This window comes from Fortiea contorta PCC 7126, from assembly GCF_000332295.1.
GTDB classification, from domain to species: domain Bacteria; phylum Cyanobacteriota; class Cyanobacteriia; order Cyanobacteriales; family Nostocaceae; genus Fortiea; species Fortiea contorta.
Genome location: NZ_KB235930.1, coordinates 4,396,910 through 4,412,323 on the forward strand (window position 1 = coordinate 4,396,910; position 15,414 = coordinate 4,412,323).

Annotated in this window: 18 protein-coding genes; 8 read left to right on the forward strand and 10 right to left on the reverse strand. The window is 42.1% G+C overall.

Going from position 1 to position 15,414, the window contains the following annotated elements:
* Positions 1 to 55: 55 nt before the first annotated feature.
* Complete coding sequence (locus MIC7126_RS0120385; RefSeq protein WP_017655007.1) at positions 56 to 3,226, forward strand: alpha-mannosidase; 3,171 nt, start codon at positions 56 to 58, stop codon at positions 3,224 to 3,226.
* A gap of 204 nt (positions 3,227 to 3,430) precedes the next feature.
* Here the strand turns inward: MIC7126_RS0120385 and psbN are convergent, their stop codons facing one another.
* Entirely contained in the window at positions 3,431 to 3,562 is a 132-nt protein-coding gene (gene psbN, locus MIC7126_RS29600) for a photosystem II reaction center protein PsbN (RefSeq protein WP_026100414.1), read from the reverse strand.
* Positions 3,563 to 3,647: 85 nt separating this feature from the next.
* On the opposite strand from psbN, the gene psbH reads away from it, so the two are divergent.
* The 3 genes from psbH to pth all read left to right on the forward strand — a co-directional run bounded on the left by psbH (position 3,648) and on the right by pth (position 4,996).
* A complete protein-coding gene (psbH, locus tag MIC7126_RS0120395) occupies positions 3,648 to 3,851 on the forward strand; it encodes a photosystem II reaction center phosphoprotein PsbH (protein ID WP_017655008.1) in 204 nt (67 codons plus the stop codon).
* A gap of 197 nt (positions 3,852 to 4,048) precedes the next feature.
* A complete protein-coding gene (locus MIC7126_RS0120400; protein ID WP_017655009.1) occupies positions 4,049 to 4,321 on the forward strand; it encodes a TatA/E family twin arginine-targeting protein translocase in 273 nt (90 codons plus the stop codon).
* A 33-nt stretch (positions 4,322 to 4,354) separates the two neighbouring features.
* The gene (gene pth / locus MIC7126_RS0120405; RefSeq protein ID WP_017655010.1) at positions 4,355 to 4,996 is read left to right on the forward strand and encodes an aminoacyl-tRNA hydrolase; all 642 of its coding nucleotides are present in this window, start codon (positions 4,355 to 4,357) and stop codon (positions 4,994 to 4,996) included.
* A 195-nt stretch (positions 4,997 to 5,191) separates the two neighbouring features.
* Here pth and MIC7126_RS0120410 read toward each other — a convergent pair whose 3' ends face one another.
* The 3 genes from MIC7126_RS0120410 to rsmI all read right to left on the reverse strand — a co-directional run bounded on the left by MIC7126_RS0120410 (position 5,192) and on the right by rsmI (position 8,455).
* A complete protein-coding gene (locus tag MIC7126_RS0120410; RefSeq protein ID WP_017652111.1) occupies positions 5,192 to 6,334 on the reverse strand; it encodes an IS4 family transposase in 1,143 nt (380 codons plus the stop codon).
* 224 nt (positions 6,335 to 6,558) lie between these two features.
* Positions 6,559 to 6,738 (reverse strand): 30S ribosomal protein S21, encoded by a 180-nt coding sequence (gene rpsU / locus MIC7126_RS0120415; RefSeq protein WP_017655011.1) that lies wholly within the window; start codon positions 6,736 to 6,738, stop codon positions 6,559 to 6,561.
* An 847-nt stretch (positions 6,739 to 7,585) separates the two neighbouring features.
* Positions 7,586 to 8,455 carry a 16S rRNA (cytidine(1402)-2'-O)-methyltransferase gene (rsmI, locus tag MIC7126_RS0120420; RefSeq protein ID WP_026100415.1) on the reverse strand — a complete coding sequence of 290 codons (870 nt, stop codon included), beginning with the start codon at positions 8,453 to 8,455 and terminating at the stop codon, positions 7,586 to 7,588.
* 31 nt (positions 8,456 to 8,486) lie between these two features.
* Here rsmI and MIC7126_RS0120425 point away from each other — a divergent pair, with 31 nt between their 5' ends.
* The 4 genes from MIC7126_RS0120425 (at position 8,487) to rpsU (MIC7126_RS0120440) (ending at position 11,262) form a co-directional block, all read left to right on the forward strand.
* Positions 8,487 to 9,356 carry a sugar kinase gene (locus MIC7126_RS0120425; RefSeq protein WP_017655013.1) on the forward strand — a complete coding sequence of 290 codons (870 nt, stop codon included), beginning with the start codon at positions 8,487 to 8,489 and terminating at the stop codon, positions 9,354 to 9,356.
* Between the two features lie 61 nt (positions 9,357 to 9,417).
* Positions 9,418 to 10,284, forward strand: coding sequence for a 3'(2'),5'-bisphosphate nucleotidase CysQ family protein (locus MIC7126_RS0120430; RefSeq protein ID WP_017655014.1), 867 nt, complete (start codon positions 9,418 to 9,420; stop codon positions 10,282 to 10,284).
* Between the two features lie 349 nt (positions 10,285 to 10,633).
* Positions 10,634 to 10,942, forward strand: coding sequence for an RNA recognition motif domain-containing protein (locus MIC7126_RS0120435; RefSeq protein ID WP_017655015.1), 309 nt, complete (start codon positions 10,634 to 10,636; stop codon positions 10,940 to 10,942).
* A 125-nt stretch (positions 10,943 to 11,067) separates the two neighbouring features.
* Entirely contained in the window at positions 11,068 to 11,262 is a 195-nt protein-coding gene (gene rpsU / locus MIC7126_RS0120440) for a 30S ribosomal protein S21 (protein ID WP_026100416.1), read from the forward strand.
* Positions 11,263 to 11,402: 140 nt separating this feature from the next.
* On the opposite strand, the gene MIC7126_RS0120445 is transcribed toward rpsU (MIC7126_RS0120440), so the two are convergent.
* The 6 genes from MIC7126_RS0120445 to MIC7126_RS0120475 form a co-directional block, all read right to left on the reverse strand.
* On the reverse strand, positions 11,403 to 12,032 hold the full coding sequence (locus MIC7126_RS0120445; RefSeq protein WP_017655017.1) for a precorrin-8X methylmutase: 630 nt from the start codon (positions 12,030 to 12,032) through the stop codon (positions 11,403 to 11,405).
* 283 nt (positions 12,033 to 12,315) lie between these two features.
* Positions 12,316 to 13,125, reverse strand: coding sequence for a TPM domain-containing protein (locus tag MIC7126_RS0120455; RefSeq protein ID WP_026100417.1), 810 nt, complete (start codon positions 13,123 to 13,125; stop codon positions 12,316 to 12,318).
* 166 nt (positions 13,126 to 13,291) lie between these two features.
* Positions 13,292 to 13,783: a hypothetical protein gene (locus tag MIC7126_RS0120460; protein WP_017655020.1), complete on the reverse strand. Its 492-nt coding sequence runs from the start codon at positions 13,781 to 13,783 to the stop codon at positions 13,292 to 13,294.
* A gap of 38 nt (positions 13,784 to 13,821) precedes the next feature.
* A complete protein-coding gene (locus MIC7126_RS0120465; protein WP_017655021.1) occupies positions 13,822 to 14,202 on the reverse strand; it encodes a YtxH domain-containing protein in 381 nt (126 codons plus the stop codon).
* Between the two features lie 122 nt (positions 14,203 to 14,324).
* On the reverse strand, positions 14,325 to 14,573 hold the full coding sequence (locus tag MIC7126_RS0120470; RefSeq protein WP_338010321.1) for a hypothetical protein: 249 nt from the start codon (positions 14,571 to 14,573) through the stop codon (positions 14,325 to 14,327).
* 155 nt (positions 14,574 to 14,728) lie between these two features.
* Entirely contained in the window at positions 14,729 to 15,391 is a 663-nt protein-coding gene (locus MIC7126_RS0120475) for a response regulator transcription factor (RefSeq protein ID WP_026100419.1), read from the reverse strand.
* Positions 15,392 to 15,414: the final 23 nt, after the last annotated feature.

Genomic DNA, 15,414 nt, shown 5'->3' on the forward strand with positions numbered 1-15,414 from the left:
ATCATTAAAAAGACAAACTGTAAATTATCGTTAGTGCAATGATTTTAGCGAAAATATGACCTCTTCTGTATCTCTATCTGATCATAAATTGATCTCAGCAGCGATCGCCCAACTGCGCTCCCATACTCAAGTGAATATTCACTCAAGCTGGCTATATCAAGAAGGTGACAGAAATATTGCTGAAATTATGGCAGCAAATTTGTCTCAATGGACACCTGTTAAATTAAACGCCAAAGAGCATATTGACTGGAAACAGGGAAAAACCCCGCTATGGCTGGTGCAAAAAATAGTAGTACCGCAAGACTTATACGGTTATCCCTTAGATGGTTTGTGTTTAAGACTACCTTTATTGTGGTGGGCTGATCAAGCCGAGATTTATGTGAATGGGGAATTAGTGCTAGAGGGAGATTTGTTTGATTGTTCACCTAGAGTGCTTTTGAGTCCCAAAGTTGCACCAGGACAAGAATTTATGGTAGCTTTGCGACTGGTGAGTCCGGGACACGATCGCGGTGCGTTAGTGCGATCGCTTTTAGTTTACGAATCTACCAATTATAATTTTCCTGATCCAGGTTTTGTCGCTGATGAGTTGGCGGTGCTGCAGTTGTTCGCCGAAAAATTAGCGCCACACAAGTTAGCTATACTAGCAGAGCAAGTCACCCACTTCATCAGTCGTCTCGAAGCATCCCCAAATAAAACACAACAAGATTGGGAAAATCTCCTCTCCACACTGCGTCACCACCTCCAAGAATTAAATCTGGATTTGCCTGCATCTGCGTCTAAAATTTATCTGTTAGGCCATGCTCATTTAGATTTAGCATGGTTATGGCGGGTGAGTGAAACTTGGAACGCAGCCCAAAGCACTTTTGCATCAGTACTCAAACTACAGCAAGATTTTCCTGAATTAATTTTTTGTCATTCCACCCCAGCGCTGTATGCTTGGATAGAAGAACATCGCCCCGATTTGTTTGCAGCTATTCAACAAGCGGTAGCTGCTGGACGTTGGGAAGTTGTCGGTGGTTTTTGGGTGGAACCAGAACTTAACTTGATAGCTGGAGAATCAATCGCTCGTCAGCTATTGTACGGTCAACGGTACACCCAAGACAAGTTTGGCAAGGTGGCGACAGTAGTTTGGGTACCAGACTCTTTTGGTTTTTGTGCAACTTTACCGCAGTTTTTTGTGAATGCGGGTGTAGAGTTTTTCGTCACCCAAAAGTTGCGGTGGAACGATACTACTAAATTTAATTATGATGCTTTTTGGTGGCGATCGCCTGACGGCAGTGAAATATTTAGTTATATGTCTGCACTCATCGGTGAAGGTATTGATCCGGTGAAGATGGCAAACTACACTGCTGAATGGTACACCAAAACCAGTTTAGCAGATTCCCTCTGGCTTCCCGGTGTCGGCGACCACGGCGGCGGTCCCACTCGTGATATGTTAGAGATTGCCCGGCGCTGGCAAAATTCACCCTTATTCCCTGACTTAGAATTCACCACCGCCGAAAATTACTTACAGCAAGTCAAACAAAACCTGTCTTCATCTCCCCACTTCCCCACCTGGGAAGACGAACTTTATTTAGAATTCCATCGCGGTTGTTATACCACCCACGCAGATCAAAAACGCTGGAATCGACAGTGTGAAAATTTATTGTATCAAGCTGAGTTGTTCGCTACTTTAGCATCTCTACGTTGTGGAGCGAAATATCCCCAAGTAGAAATAGAACAAGCTTGGAAGCAAGTATTATTTCAACAATTCCACGATATTTTACCTGGCTCATCAATTACCCAAGTTTACCAGGATGCACTGCCAGAATGGCAACAAGTAGAAACAGTGGGAACGAAGATATTACAAGAATCATTATTAGCGATCGCATCCCACGCCATCTTACCACCACCGCCCCACCCACAAGCTCAAGCAATATTTATTTTTAATGCTCTCAACTGGGAGCGATCGCAAGTGGTAGAATTGACTCTCCCAGATATTGCACAAAGTGTTAACTGGGAAATTTGCGACTTTCAAGAAAATCAGATTCTTTCTCAAAGACATGAACAATCAATTTCGTTTTTAGCCAAAGATATACCAGCTTGCGGTTATCGGATTTTTTGGCTTTATCCTAGTCAACCTGCTTCTCACTCCAGTCAACCAACAACAGCAGAGTTCGTTTTAGAAAACCAGCATTTACAAGTTACCGTTGATCCACTTACCGGCGATTTATCCAGCATCTTCGATAAAACCAACCAGCGCCAAATTCTCAAAAGTTCAGGTAATCAACTACAAGCTTTCCAAGATCAGGGACAATATTGGGATGCATGGAATATTGACCCCAATTATGCCGAGCATCCTTTACCACCCGCCCAACTATCAACCATTTCTTATTTAGAACAGGGAGTTTTGCGAAGTTGCGTGCGCGTAGTCCGAACCATTGGACAATCGACATTTTCCCAAGATTATATCTTGGAAACAGACTCTGCTGTCCTCAAAATTAAAACCACAGTTAATTGGCAAGAAAATCAGGTACTAGTAAAAGTAGCCTTCCCTCTCAACCTTACAGCAGATTTTGCCACTTACGAAATTCCCTGTGGTGCTATTCGTCGCTCAACTCAACCCCAAACTCCCGCTCAAAAAGCCAAATGGGAAGTCCCCGCATTACGCTGGGCTGATTTAACTGGAGAAACAGATGAAGGTTTATACGGCGTCAGCTTGTTGAATGATTGTAAATACGGCTACGACACTCAGCCAGATCAACTTCGTTTAACATTATTACGCAGTCCCAACTGGCCTGACCCACAAGCTGATAGAGGTATTCATGAATTCACTTATGCTTTGTATCCCCATGCTGGTAGCTGGGAATCAGCTCACACAGTTAGACGCGGGTACGAATTAAACATTCCTCTACAAGTGATATTATATCCCGTCACCGCTCACAATTCACAAACCACCGCCATTGACAAAACCAGTTTCCTTAATTTATCTGCAGACAATCTGATCTTAATGGCACTCAAACTATCAGAAGACGATCCAAAACAACTGATTTTGCGGTGTTATGAATGTCATGGCGACACAGCGGAATTATCCTTGCACAGTGATTTAGGATTAAGCGTGGGAGATGCCGTAGATTTGTTGGAGCGTCCCTATATCGAGCCGAAATTCTCATCTGAGCAACAAATCTTCACTATCCAGCCGGGAAAAATCACAACTCTTAAAATCATACCAAGCAAAAGTGACTAGTATAACAAAGCTGAAGTCTGAAATGAAGAAGCTTTTATGATAGGCTTTTGGGTAATTTGTCATGGCTACTTTATTTCCGCCGTGCTCTACTAGTTTAGTAGTTGACCATCAGACTTTTGCTTGGTGGGTAGTAACCACAGTTCAATCCCCATCTCGCTATGAGTGGGGTAACTTCAGACTTCAGACTTCAGACTTTCAGACTTTCTAATCTTCATGATCCTCAAAAGGATCTGCCAATTCCTTGCTGGGAGGGCCGAAAGAGATATAAATTCCCCACCCAGTAATGGCGATAACCACAACGCAGACAGAAATGCTAAGAACTATTGCGGGTTCCATAAGTAAGCGATAAATTATGAGTGCTATTCTTATAGAATATTACAGAAGATTAAAAAAAGCTTTGGCAAGTAATCTTAGGTGAACTATGGCACAAAGGACTAGGTTGGGAGATATCCTCAAACCATTAAACTCTGAGTATGGTAAGGTAGCTCCGGGTTGGGGTACGACGCCTGTAATGGCAGTTTTTATCCTGTTATTTTTCGTGTTTTTGCTGATTATTCTACAACTCTATAACAAGACAATCCTAGTTCAGGATGTGCTTGTGGATTGGCGGAGTTTAGGCAATTAGTTGATACAAAGCTATTACGCTTGTGTAATAAGCGAACCTGTGCCCGGCTCGTCCGGGTTTTTTCGTTTGTTATTTCTCATCATCCCCAATTCCCTGTGCTCATGCTGAAACTCGTGCAACTTAGGTTAAATATATAGATGTAGCGAGTGCAAATTTCCGTTCCTAAATTCAACTTCTATATTTACCGGAGAACCCGCATGAATATATTTGGTATCGGTTTACCAGAAATGGGTGTAATTTTTGTAGTGGCGTTGTTAATCTTTGGGCCGAAGAAGTTACCAGAAATTGGACGGAGTTTGGGTAAAACAATCCGTAGTTTTCAAGAAGCTTCTAACGAGTTTCAAAGCGAGTTTAAACGGGAAGCTGAACAACTAGAACAAGCTGTGAAAACCACTGCTGAATTAGAACCTAAGCAAATTCAGTCAGCGACTCCTCAGCATGATACCGTAAATTCTTCCCCAAATAGCTAGATAAGTGCTGCATAGCGATCGCCCAAAGAGAACATGACAGCAGCTGTTAAACAACCAGCTTTGGTGATTCCCCAGCTAATTGTCGGGTTGGGGAACCCAGAACCTAAATATGATCAAACACGCCATAACATCGGTTTTGCTGCGGTGGATGCGCTTTCTCGTGCTTGGCAAATTCCCTTGGCGGAAAATCGCAAGTTTCAAGGGGAGTTTGGTGAAGGTGTGGCACCAATTGGTGGTAAAATTCGTTTATTGAAACCACTGACGTATATGAATCGCTCAGGTCAAGCGATGCAAGCGGTAACAAGCTGGTACAAGCTGCCGCCAGAGTCAGTACTAGTAATTTATGATGACATGGATTTGCCCATAGGCAAAACTCGCTTGCGTTTATCTGGTTCCGCTGGGGGACATAATGGGATGAAAAGTGCGATCGCCCATTTAGGTAGCCAAGATTTCCCCCGTTTGCGAATCGGTATCGGCAAACCCAAGGGAGCAAGTAATGTAGATGACTCTACTACAGTTTCTCACGTTTTGGGGCGTTTTTCTACTGCAGAATCCCAGTTGATGTCTCTTGTGATTCAATTTGTGATTGAGTGTGTAGAACTCAGCCTCAAACAGGGAGTAGAAAAGGCGATGAATCGTTGTAATAGTCGCACGATTGATATTCCTGAAGCTTAACGCAAGTATCGATATTGGTTGATGGGCAGCAATTTTCGCTGCCTCCATCTAACCATGTTTATACCAATTCTCCTAAATTAGTCAACAGATTGAAATCTGCTGTATTGACGAATGACGAATTGGTATTAGCCACTTGATACACCCCGTACATGGGGAAAAGATTTAGTCCACACCCTGAAGGGGAGACGAAATAAGCTACAATATAGATTCAATAAGCTTCATGGCTCTTAAACCTTGTTGATAATGCTTCCACTTATTACGATTAATTCTCATTAATTGTGTGACTAAATCAATACAGCTATCCTTGAAATGTACCCATGTTTGACCATATAAGCCGATATAAAAACTACTGTGTCTCCGTTGAGAACGACTCCTTTCTTTAATCCGAGCTATATATTTTTGGATTCCTTTGCGTTTAATAAGTTGACCATTAATTGTTGCAGAGGTGTAAGCGATCGCTATCAACAAAACTAGAGAAATAAAACGTTCACCTTGAACATTAGTGTTTTCTAAGTTATAGCCACCTGTTTTGAAATCTCTAAACATTTCTTCAATATCAAATCGCTTTTTGTAAGCAGCAATTGCTGACTCTAGGGTGTCAAAATTTGTTAAAATAAACCATGCTTCTTTGGGTGCTACTCCGTTAATTTTACGTTGCCACTTACCAGCCACATTAAAACTGATAAAACCCTGAGTCTTTGTTACCTTAACTCCCTTGATAAAAAAAGATACTCCAGGAGTTAATCCTAAACTGCTTAACTCCATAAACATATCTTGTTTAATTTCTACAAATTCATTCTTTTTCAATCGCAAACAAAAATATACATCCTTGCTCTGAAGGTACTTTGCTAGTTTTACCGAGCAAAATTCTCTATCCCCCAACACACAGATTTTATAATCTTTCAATATTGCTATAACTGGCGATAATATTTTCTGCTGTTCCGTGAGATTACTACTACCTAATTTGGGCAGCAAACTAAAATATATTGGTATGGCTCTTTTATCCCAAATCACGCTGACCATTAATAAGTTTATCCGACTCCAATTAGTCCTATCAATTGCTATATAAATAATTTTTTCATTCTGGAAGTAGTTTGCTATTAGTTCTTGAATAATTGGCAACCAAACTTTTTCAATTGTGAGATTTGGTAATGATAAAAATCTTTGTATTCTTTTTCTTCTGCTTTCAAATTTAATTCCCAAAGGTAGCGCATTCGCTAATTTTTCTAAAGTTACTTCTTTGATTGACTGCAACAGATGTATCAAAATTTTTAGCAACAGATATTCTGCTAAACTCAATTGACTTTTTAAGTGCTTTTGGTACAATATAGCTAACATTATCATTAAGTAGGTCTTATTGACAAAACTAGACCTACCTTTTTCTATCACAAAACGCTACCCATCTTATACACCAAGCTTTTTAGGCTGTTTCGTCTCCCCTCCAGGTCCACACCTCAATTAGAGACGTAGCATGTCTTGATTAATTATTTGTAAGAATGATGGCAATGTTTCAGTGCGCGTTTAAGACTCCCTAGAGAAACGACACCATTACCAGAATAGATTTATTTAAAACGTCTTTTGCGTCTAGCTGCCACTGCCTTCCGTTTGCGTTTTTCTATTGGGGTTTCAAAGTGCCGATGATACTTAACGTCTGCTAATATACCAGCTTTGGATACTTGGCGCTTAAATCGGCGCAGTGCTGAGTCTATTCCTTCGTTCTCACCTAAAACCACTTGGGTCATTCTTGCTCTGTCCTTGATAATCGATCTAGTCTCCATTGTAATAGTAGCCCTAACCTTAGCCAAATACCCTGAGTCTAGAAGTATGAAACAACATGATTCCTCTGACGGGGACGAGCTAGATTTGCTGGTTTGTCGCCAATTTGGCGACCTTATAAAAATTTATCTTTTTGCTGTAACCCACTCTCAGCGCCAGTAAAGATAATTTAAACATGAAACTGTCGATTTTTTTTGAGCATAATCTATCTTGTGAATAAATGTAGTGTTAAGTAGTCTTAATTATTTATGTAATTGGCTAATTTTGTTTGATTTGCAAAGTTACTCCTGCCGTTATTTAATAATTTATATCTGACCATCAATACAGTCGAAGCAGTCAAAAAAAATTACTTAGTTAATTGACTAGAAAATAAGGCTTCTCTATCATAAAGTCAACACTGCACCAATACCTCACAAAATTCGTTTAAAATTACCAGTTTCTCGGTAAAAAAGACTCAGTGCCAACAACCTACCTATAATTGCTAAAACTGATGTATTACAAGCTGTTACCCGGTAAAAATATAAATAAAAACCACTAATAAATATAAGATGCTGACCCAAAAAAGTATGGGTTCGTAAAAATTATCATTAGCCTGAAAAATTTGATTATTAATCTGCTGATAACTGGCAATTTTTCAGTTGTAAAAGCTAAATTTTATCTGATGATACCTGATGAGGTAAATGCTTACTCAATTGAGCAGTCAAATTTGTTTTGCTTTTGAATTTTGGTCAGTACATATACTGAAAAAATTTCCTAGCTATCTGTAGAGTATGTCAGAATTGTCAAATAAAACTTAACAAAACTTTATATAAACTAATCGCCCTCAGCATGAGCAGGTAACTCTATAGCCAAAGCAATCTGATAAACTTGGCGACGGGGAAGAGAGGTAAACTTTGCTAACTGACGACTAGCTTGTGAGCGTGAGATTCCTTGACTAATTAACTGCTGTAGTTCCGTCTTCAGTTGTGATAAACTTAAAAACTCTTGACTAGATGCAGCCCCTGCCAAAACCAAAGTGTATTCTCCTTGGGGTTCCCGCTGATGGTAGTGAGCGATCGCTTCAGCAATTGTCCCCCGCCAGAATTCCTCATACAATTTAGTTAACTCCCTTGCCAGCACAATTTGGCGATCGCTACCCAAAATGTCTGCTAAGTCTTGTAAAGTATTTCGTAACCTGTGCGGTGATTCATAGAAAATTAAAGTACGGGATTCTGTCTGCAAAAATTCCAACTGTTCCCGTCGTCGTTGCTCTTTAGCTGGCAAAAAACCTTCAAAAACAAAACGATCCGTTGGTAATCCAGACGCACTCAGAGCCGTAATTGCCGCACTCGCACCAGGAATCGGAACTACGCGTATCCCCGCAGTGATACAAGCCCCCACCAACTCATATCCAGGATCAGAAATACCCGGCATACCTGCATCACTCACCAGAGCGATCGCTTGCCGATTATTTAAATGAGCTAACAACTCAGGAATCCGGCTATGACGATTATGTTCATGATAACTAATTTGCGGCGTTTTAATTTGCAAATGTTGTAGCAGCTTCCCCGTATGGCGCGTATCTTCCGCTGCAATCAAATCCACAGTTTGCAAAATCCGCACCGCCCGCAAAGTGATATCCTCCAGATTGCCAATTGGTGTAGCGACGACGTAAAGTGTTCCTGGCTGCGGATCAGTAGACATGGGGAAATGAGGAAGAAATAACAAATAACCAATGACCAATAAAAAACGCGGCTTATTCGTCGGCTTAGTAACTCTAGATTTAATTTACTTAGCTGAATCTGCTCCTGGGAATAATCAAAAAATTGTGGCTGCTGACTATAGTGTTGCATCTGGGGGACCAGCGACAAACGCCGCAGTGACTTTTAGCCATTTGGGTAATCAAGCCACAGTTCTAGGTGTAGTCGGTTCCCATCCCATGACAGAACTAATTCGGAGAGATTTAGCAAATTATCAAGTAGCGATCGCCGACCTAGACCCCCATCATACCTCAGCGCCACCAATTTCTTCCATCATCGTCACCCAAAGCACCGGTGAACGGGCTGTAGTGGCGATTAATGCTGTCAAAACCCAAGCCAAAATTACCTACCTCCCCGCAGATATTTGGCAAAATATTGATATAGTACTGATTGACGGACATCAAATGGCAGTTAGTCAGGCGATCGCCCAACAAGCTAAAGATCAGCATATCCCTATAGTGATCGATGGAGGTAGTTGGAAACCCGGTTGGGAAAAAATCCTGTCTTTGGTTGACTACGCCATCTGTTCTAGTAATTTTTATCCTCCCGACTGTCACACCACATCTGCAGTCTTCGCCTATCTTCGCCAGTTTAATATTCCCCACATCGCCATTACCCACGGTGAACAACCGATTCAATACATAACCCGTGGCGAGAACGGCATCATCAACATCCCACCCATACAACCAATTGATACACTAGGTGCGGGCGACATTTTTCACGGTGCTTTCTGCTCTTACATTTTCCAAAATAGTTTCACCGACGCACTCACACAAGCCAGCATCGTTGCTAGTAAAGCATGTCTTTCTTTTGGGACTCGGCGTTGGCTGGACTTTCCATTTTAAGTTTTCCGGATGATCAACCAAAAAACCTCTAGACACACGAGCAGATGAAAAGGTAAAAACCATGAAAGACCTAGCAGAAATTTTAGCGATCGCTCGTCATGTAGGCTGGGGAGCCGCAGATATCCTACAATCTTACTATCACGGCACAGCAAAAGACCTCAACCTCGAAATCGCATACAAACAAAACGAACCCGTCACCATCGCCGACATCACCGCCAGTCAATACATTTTAGAGCACCTACAAGCAGCCCTAGGCAACGAAGATTTCGCCTATATTAGTGAAGAAACTTATACATCACCACTAAATCAAGAAAATTCTTCCCAGTGGGTATGGATGATCGATCCCTTAGACGGGACAAGAGGCTTTATAGAAAAAACCGCAGACTATGCAGTTCACATCGCATTAGTCAAGGAAACGCGCCCCATACTTGCAGTGGTCGTCATCCCAGAAGCAGAAAAGTTATACTTTGCTATCAAAGGTCAAGGTACATTTGTCGAAACCCGCGACCATAGACAACCCCAGCAATTATCATTCACTCCCGACACCAGACAAATAGAAGACTTTACCGCCGTTGTCAGTCGCTCTCACCGCAATCAGAAATTAGAATACCTCTTGCAAAACTTACCTTTTGCCAATCACAAAGCAGTCGGTAGCGTCGGTTGTAAAATTGCCACCATCATCGAACAACAAGCAGATGTCTACATCTCCATTGCCGGCAAATCTGCACCCAAAGATTGGGACATCGCCGCCCCAGAACTCATCTTAACCGAAGCAGGCGGTAAGTTTACTCATTTTGACAACACACCATTGCAGTATAATACCGACGATATTAATCAATGGGGAGGATTACTCGCTAGTAATGGTCAACATCATGAAATACTGTGTCGGCAAGCGACAATGATTTTACAACAATGGGATAATAGCTAGAAACTAAAAAATTTATCGATTAATATCTTCAAATTCACCAAGTATTAATCACTATGCTAGACTCCGACCCCCATTCCATCAGCAATTGCTAGTCGAGCAAAATTTACCTTGCAAACCACCACAAAAATGTAATAATGTATTAGTGAGAACACTAACCATACAAATGGCAAGTTTTGCCATCTGCTGTAAATTTTTGTTGGTAAAATACAGCTCCCACGGAGTTGGTTTTCAAATGCTGTGCTATACTTCTGCATATAAAGATTATCTTCGGTTGAGTTATTCGTTTTGATTTCTCAAAAGCGTCTCTCCGAATTTAACTCTCCACAATCTCTGAATTCGGAGACATTATATGTCGATCTACGTCGGGAATTTATCCTATCAGGTTACTGAAGATGACCTGAAATCAGCTTTTGCAGAGTATGGTAAAGTAAACCGTGTTCAACTGCCAACAGACCGCGAAACAGGTCGTCCACGTGGCTTCGCCTTCGTGGAAATGGAAACAGACGCTCAAGAAACAGCAGCCATTGAAGCTCTTGATGGTGCAGAGTGGATGGGGCGTGATTTGAAAGTCAACAAAGCCAAACCCCGTGAAGAAAGAAGTAATTCTCCTCGTGGTAGCTGGGGGGGCAACAATAATCGTACCAATCGCCGCTACTAAATTGAGGGCAGAAAACCCAAAAATCTAGAGTCTCCAGCAGATAAAGCCAAAGGCTCAGATCTGCTGGAATGTTTTGTTTTAACTCTAGTATTAAACTATTCATCCACATTAAAGGAGGAATGAGAATGACACAAGTAGTACTGGGGGAAAATGAAGGAATCGAATCAGCCCTGCGAAGATTTAAGCGGGAAGTTTCCAAAGCCGGAATTTTCCAAGATATGAGGAAAAAGCGTCACTTCGAGACGCCATTAGAAAAAGAGAAGCGCAAAGCAATTGCTAGACACAAGCAAAGTCGTAGACAGCGTTCTCGCTTCAGATAACGACTACTACGAACTATCCTGCTCAACCTATTTAACTGCCCATCAGATATAAAGAAGTTAGCAGACATCAATAAAATACAACTTTTAGTAGTAGCACTGTCCTCGCTCGCAGTGCTACTACAGATGTATTTAGTCAACTTTCAATTCCCTCTACTTCCATCTTGCCCGTAAGCTTGCCAAGCCAAGTCTACCAGCCCATTAACAACTGCAGCTGCGACAACCGCACTGCCTTTACGACCATCAATCGTAATATTCGGTACGAGAGAGTCTTGCAAGCGTTCTTTGGCATCATTCACGTGCAAAAAGCCTGCTGGGGTAGCAATAATCAAAGCAGGTCGAATCGCCTCCGCAGCAATTAAATCAACCAGCGCTGTCAATGCTGTTTGTGCTTGACCGACAACAAAAATACCCTCTAGATAACGCTTGGCTAAGGTTTCTATACCCCAAGCGGCGCGGGTTTGTTCTTTTTGGGGGCGCGTCAGGGTTTCCAGACTGCAGTAAACCGGGTTAGCAAAGGTGTTCTGAATCACAGCGCTGATACCAACCTGCACCATCGGTACATCTACCACAATTGTGGTGCGTGCCGCCAGTGCTGCAGCTCCTGCTTGTAAGGCACGTTCAGAAAAACGAATTAAAGACTTATACTCAAAGTCTGCTGTCGCATATATAACCCGTCGGACAATCTCATATTCTGCCGGAGAAAAGACATGATTGCCAATTTCACTATCAATCGTTGCTAAACTCTGAGCATCAGTGACGTGCCATTCCATTGTTGTTCAGCTTTTGAGATATCAGCTTCCAGCTTATCAGCTGCAGGGGAATACTGAGTTGCCAAACTTGACCACATCGGCGAAGAAAATACTGGGAATCAGAAAAAGTAATTTTGCATAACTTTTTCAAATCTCCCATCTCGCCTTTACAAGCAATGGCATTGCTGATTGTTGGAGTTTCCACCCCAATTACACTCAACGAAGTTCCATCCACCCTTGAGTATACCGGATTCAGCAATGCCCATAGCTGAAAATTATGGGCTTTTAGCGTGCTTACTTCTCATCAAGACTCAGTGTTAGAAGATGGGCGGCCGAAAACGGGGGACAGGTAGGCGACCAAAGCACCAATCAAAAACCCAGAGATATTGCGAACCAGAGGTAGCCATTCACTGGTACGTGTGACTACTGGGCCAATACCAAAGGCGAGAAATAAAATTCCCCATAGAGGAGAAAAAATTAAAGCCCATTGCCAAGCAACCACTTGTTTATCGTTGCGAGGTTGAGCCGCAAATCCACAAATCACGCCACCAATCACTGAGGTAATGAGAGTGAGAATCCACTGCTCTCTTGGTAGTCCAGGAACAACGTTGCAACCACCTTGAAGCAAGCAGCCTTTAACTGAATTTAAAGCTTGCAGGATGGCTTGGTCTTCACCTTGTTCTCGGACAAAATACAAATTCCCGAAGCGTGTTTGCAGCTCAATCCAAAAAGTCCGGGGTAAAAATTCATAAACTGCATCCCCAACACTAAAGCTAAGGATGTTACCGCCACGAGAATCGGCGACTAACAAAATACTTTTATCATCCAAACCCCAAAAATTAATCACCGCGCGACCCGGTGTGCGGTCATATTGAGTTAAAACTCGCAATTTCCAGCCAGTTTCAGTTTCAAAACTTTTTAAATCTTCAACTAGCTTTTCTTCCTGAACGTCGGTGAGCGATTTAGCTAAATCTACAACTGGAGTCGGGATTTTAGGGAGCAAATCGGGGTTTTCATAGGCAAATGCTCTTGGGGAGGACATCACCCAAATTGACCCAGCCAAGAAAAATATTGCAATGGATACGAGAACTTTTCGCCAAAAACAGGACTGCATGGACGTTTTTATACAAATATCAACAGTAGAGGTGAACAAGTTGTTTTAAAAGCGTACGAAAAAAGTGATAGTTCGTTACACTTGTTTACTGTACTCTAATCTAGAGGATTTAATCTAGCGATGATCTGAAGTTGACACCAAGGGCAAATTCCCGGTACCCAAAACATCAGTCTTCGTCATCAAAATTGTTATTCCAGTTATCAGTTTCACTGTAATCATCATGAATGGTGGGGAGAGATTCTGGTTTTGTGCGGCGATACTCTTGTCTGATTGCTTCTCGTTCAGTGGCTGGGAGGCGTTCAATCACGCGCCTGGAAGGTTTTTGCCGTGTGAAGGTTTTCCATGCGGTTTTGACGCCAACAAAGAAGCTGCGTGTACCTGATTGCACATTTTGGGCTTGTCTACGAGCGCCATCGAGGCTTCTATCTACTTGTTTGACAACTTGACTAGCACTTTTGACACCTTCGCTGACGTCTTCTGTGAGGTCGGTAATTTCTAAACCTGTGTTGCGGATGGCGTTTAGAGTTGGTGGTAAATCTCTAGCCAGTGTATCAAATAGTTTTTCGGCGCTGCGGGCGGCTCGTGCTAATTCTTGCAATGCAGGTATAGCCACCACCAAAACAGCAGTGAGACTGGCGGTGACTAGAAGGATGGACATTCCCAGCCAAAACAGGGGATCTATCACGATTATGCGGTCTATGAACGTTCTAGATGCTGGGGAAGAGAATCTGAGTCTTGTACTTTTTGAGCGACGGTAGCTCTGGTTTCTACGGCATTTTGTCGTTTTAAGACTTGGCCTTCGCGCTGACTGGCGTCTATACCAGCGGCGATGGCTTCTTTGAGTCGCTCCAAGGTCTCATCCCAGTTTCGCAATGCGTTTGCAGATAAGCGGTCTGCCTGGATCTGCACACTTGTTGATAAATCTTCTGCTAATTCTGGTAAGGCGTCAGCAGATTTTTTCAAAAGTTTACGAGTTTCGCGCCCTGTGCGCGGAGCCACGAGCAGCCCGGTCAAGGCGCCAATTGTCGCCCCCACCATTAAACCGCCAATAAATACTCCAGAACGGTTGTTAGACATCTTGATTGTTTCTCTCCTTACACCCATTTTAGGTGGGTTTTCTCCCCTTGCAAGACTCAAATAATTTTATTTACTTAAATGCACCCTGGCAATATCTAAAAATATTGCTTTCATGCCTGAGTTTATTTGATGAAGGTTTTTTTTCCAGAATAGCGCTGCCAAATTTGCTGCCCTAGAAGCAGTAAGCTAATAATTTGTTGCACTTGTTGCCATTGTATTTGTAAGGCTTGGTTTTTTTGCTGTAGGTAATAAATATTCTGCTGACTATGATAAATATTTTCTGGTGCTTTATTTAATACTGCATGACTACAGAGTTCGTAAGCAGTTAATTTATCTGCTATCTGCCCCAAACGCTGCTTTAAATTCCACACTCTTCTAGCTATGTATAGGAGTACTATAGAAAGTAGAGTATTAATTACAACAACCACCGCTATCATTGTTTATTTAAGAATTTGTTTTGGTGTGGTTCTGCTTTCATCATAGCGATCGCTGGTTATTGATTATTGGTTAGTTGTTAAGTTTTTTGCTATTGCCTATTAGATAAAAATGTGGTAGAAAATATTGCTGCTTGAGTGCGATCGCGCAAGTTTAATCGACTGAGGATACTAGTGACGTGATTTTTAACTGTTCTTTCTGTAATATAAAGGGTTTGGGCAATTTCTCGATTGCTGTGTCCAGAGGCGATTAAATGCAAAACTTCCCTTTCTCTGGGCGAAAGTTCTGCTAATTCCGGCGGTATCGCTGGCTGAGTCGATACTGATATCGGATTATTTAAAGCTTTTTCAAATAGTCCTGGGCCAAGATGGGTATAACCCTGATGCACAGCCCGGATAGCAACTGCTAAATCAGTAGAAGAGGTATCTTTTAGTAAATAGCCTTTGGCGCCGAAGCGCATAGCTTGTGATACATACTCATCATCATCAAAGGTAGTTAATATGAGAATTTTAATGCTAGGGTAGCGTTGGCTAACAATCTGGGTAGCAGCGACACCATCCATTACAGGCATCCGGATATCCATCAATATTACATCTGGCTGCTGTAACTTTGAAGACAACATTTCTATTTGCTTTAAAGCTTGTTGACCGTTTTCTGCATCTGCGATTACTTGCAAATCTGGCTGTGACTCTAGTAAACTTTTTAATCCCTGACGAACGATGGTTTGATCGTCTACTAATAGTAGCCGAATTATCGGCGTGCTGGCTTGGGGATTGA

Excerpts from the sequence above, each read along its gene's own strand:
- MIC7126_RS0120430 (WP_017655014.1), top strand. The coding sequence starts at position 9,418 with ATGAAAGACCTAGCAGAAATTTTAGCGATCGCTCGTCATGTAGGCTGG.
- psbH (WP_017655008.1), top strand. The coding sequence starts at position 3,648 with ATGGCACAAAGGACTAGGTTGGGAGATATCCTCAAACCATTAAACTCT.
- MIC7126_RS0120400 (WP_017655009.1), top strand. The coding sequence starts at position 4,049 with ATGAATATATTTGGTATCGGTTTACCAGAAATGGGTGTAATTTTTGTA.
- pth (WP_017655010.1), top strand. The coding sequence starts at position 4,355 with ATGACAGCAGCTGTTAAACAACCAGCTTTGGTGATTCCCCAGCTAATT.
- rpsU (WP_026100416.1), top strand. The coding sequence starts at position 11,068 with ATGACACAAGTAGTACTGGGGGAAAATGAAGGAATCGAATCAGCCCTG.
- MIC7126_RS0120385 (WP_017655007.1), top strand. The coding sequence starts at position 56 with ATGACCTCTTCTGTATCTCTATCTGATCATAAATTGATCTCAGCAGCG.
- psbN (WP_026100414.1), bottom strand. The coding sequence starts at position 3,562 with ATGGAACCCGCAATAGTTCTTAGCATTTCTGTCTGCGTTGTGGTTATC.
- rsmI (WP_026100415.1), bottom strand. The coding sequence starts at position 8,455 with ATGTCTACTGATCCGCAGCCAGGAACACTTTACGTCGTCGCTACACCA.
- MIC7126_RS0120425 (WP_017655013.1), top strand. The coding sequence starts at position 8,487 with ATGACCAATAAAAAACGCGGCTTATTCGTCGGCTTAGTAACTCTAGAT.
- MIC7126_RS0120455 (WP_026100417.1), bottom strand. The coding sequence starts at position 13,125 with ATGCAGTCCTGTTTTTGGCGAAAAGTTCTCGTATCCATTGCAATATTT.
- rpsU (WP_017655011.1), bottom strand. The coding sequence starts at position 6,738 with ATGACCCAAGTGGTTTTAGGTGAGAACGAAGGAATAGACTCAGCACTG.
- MIC7126_RS0120410 (WP_017652111.1), bottom strand. The coding sequence starts at position 6,334 with ATGTTAGCTATATTGTACCAAAAGCACTTAAAAAGTCAATTGAGTTTA.
- MIC7126_RS0120435 (WP_017655015.1), top strand. The coding sequence starts at position 10,634 with ATGTCGATCTACGTCGGGAATTTATCCTATCAGGTTACTGAAGATGAC.
- MIC7126_RS0120445 (WP_017655017.1), bottom strand. The coding sequence starts at position 12,032 with ATGGAATGGCACGTCACTGATGCTCAGAGTTTAGCAACGATTGATAGT.
- MIC7126_RS0120465 (WP_017655021.1), bottom strand. The coding sequence starts at position 14,202 with ATGTCTAACAACCGTTCTGGAGTATTTATTGGCGGTTTAATGGTGGGG.
- MIC7126_RS0120460 (WP_017655020.1), bottom strand. The coding sequence starts at position 13,783 with ATGTCCATCCTTCTAGTCACCGCCAGTCTCACTGCTGTTTTGGTGGTG.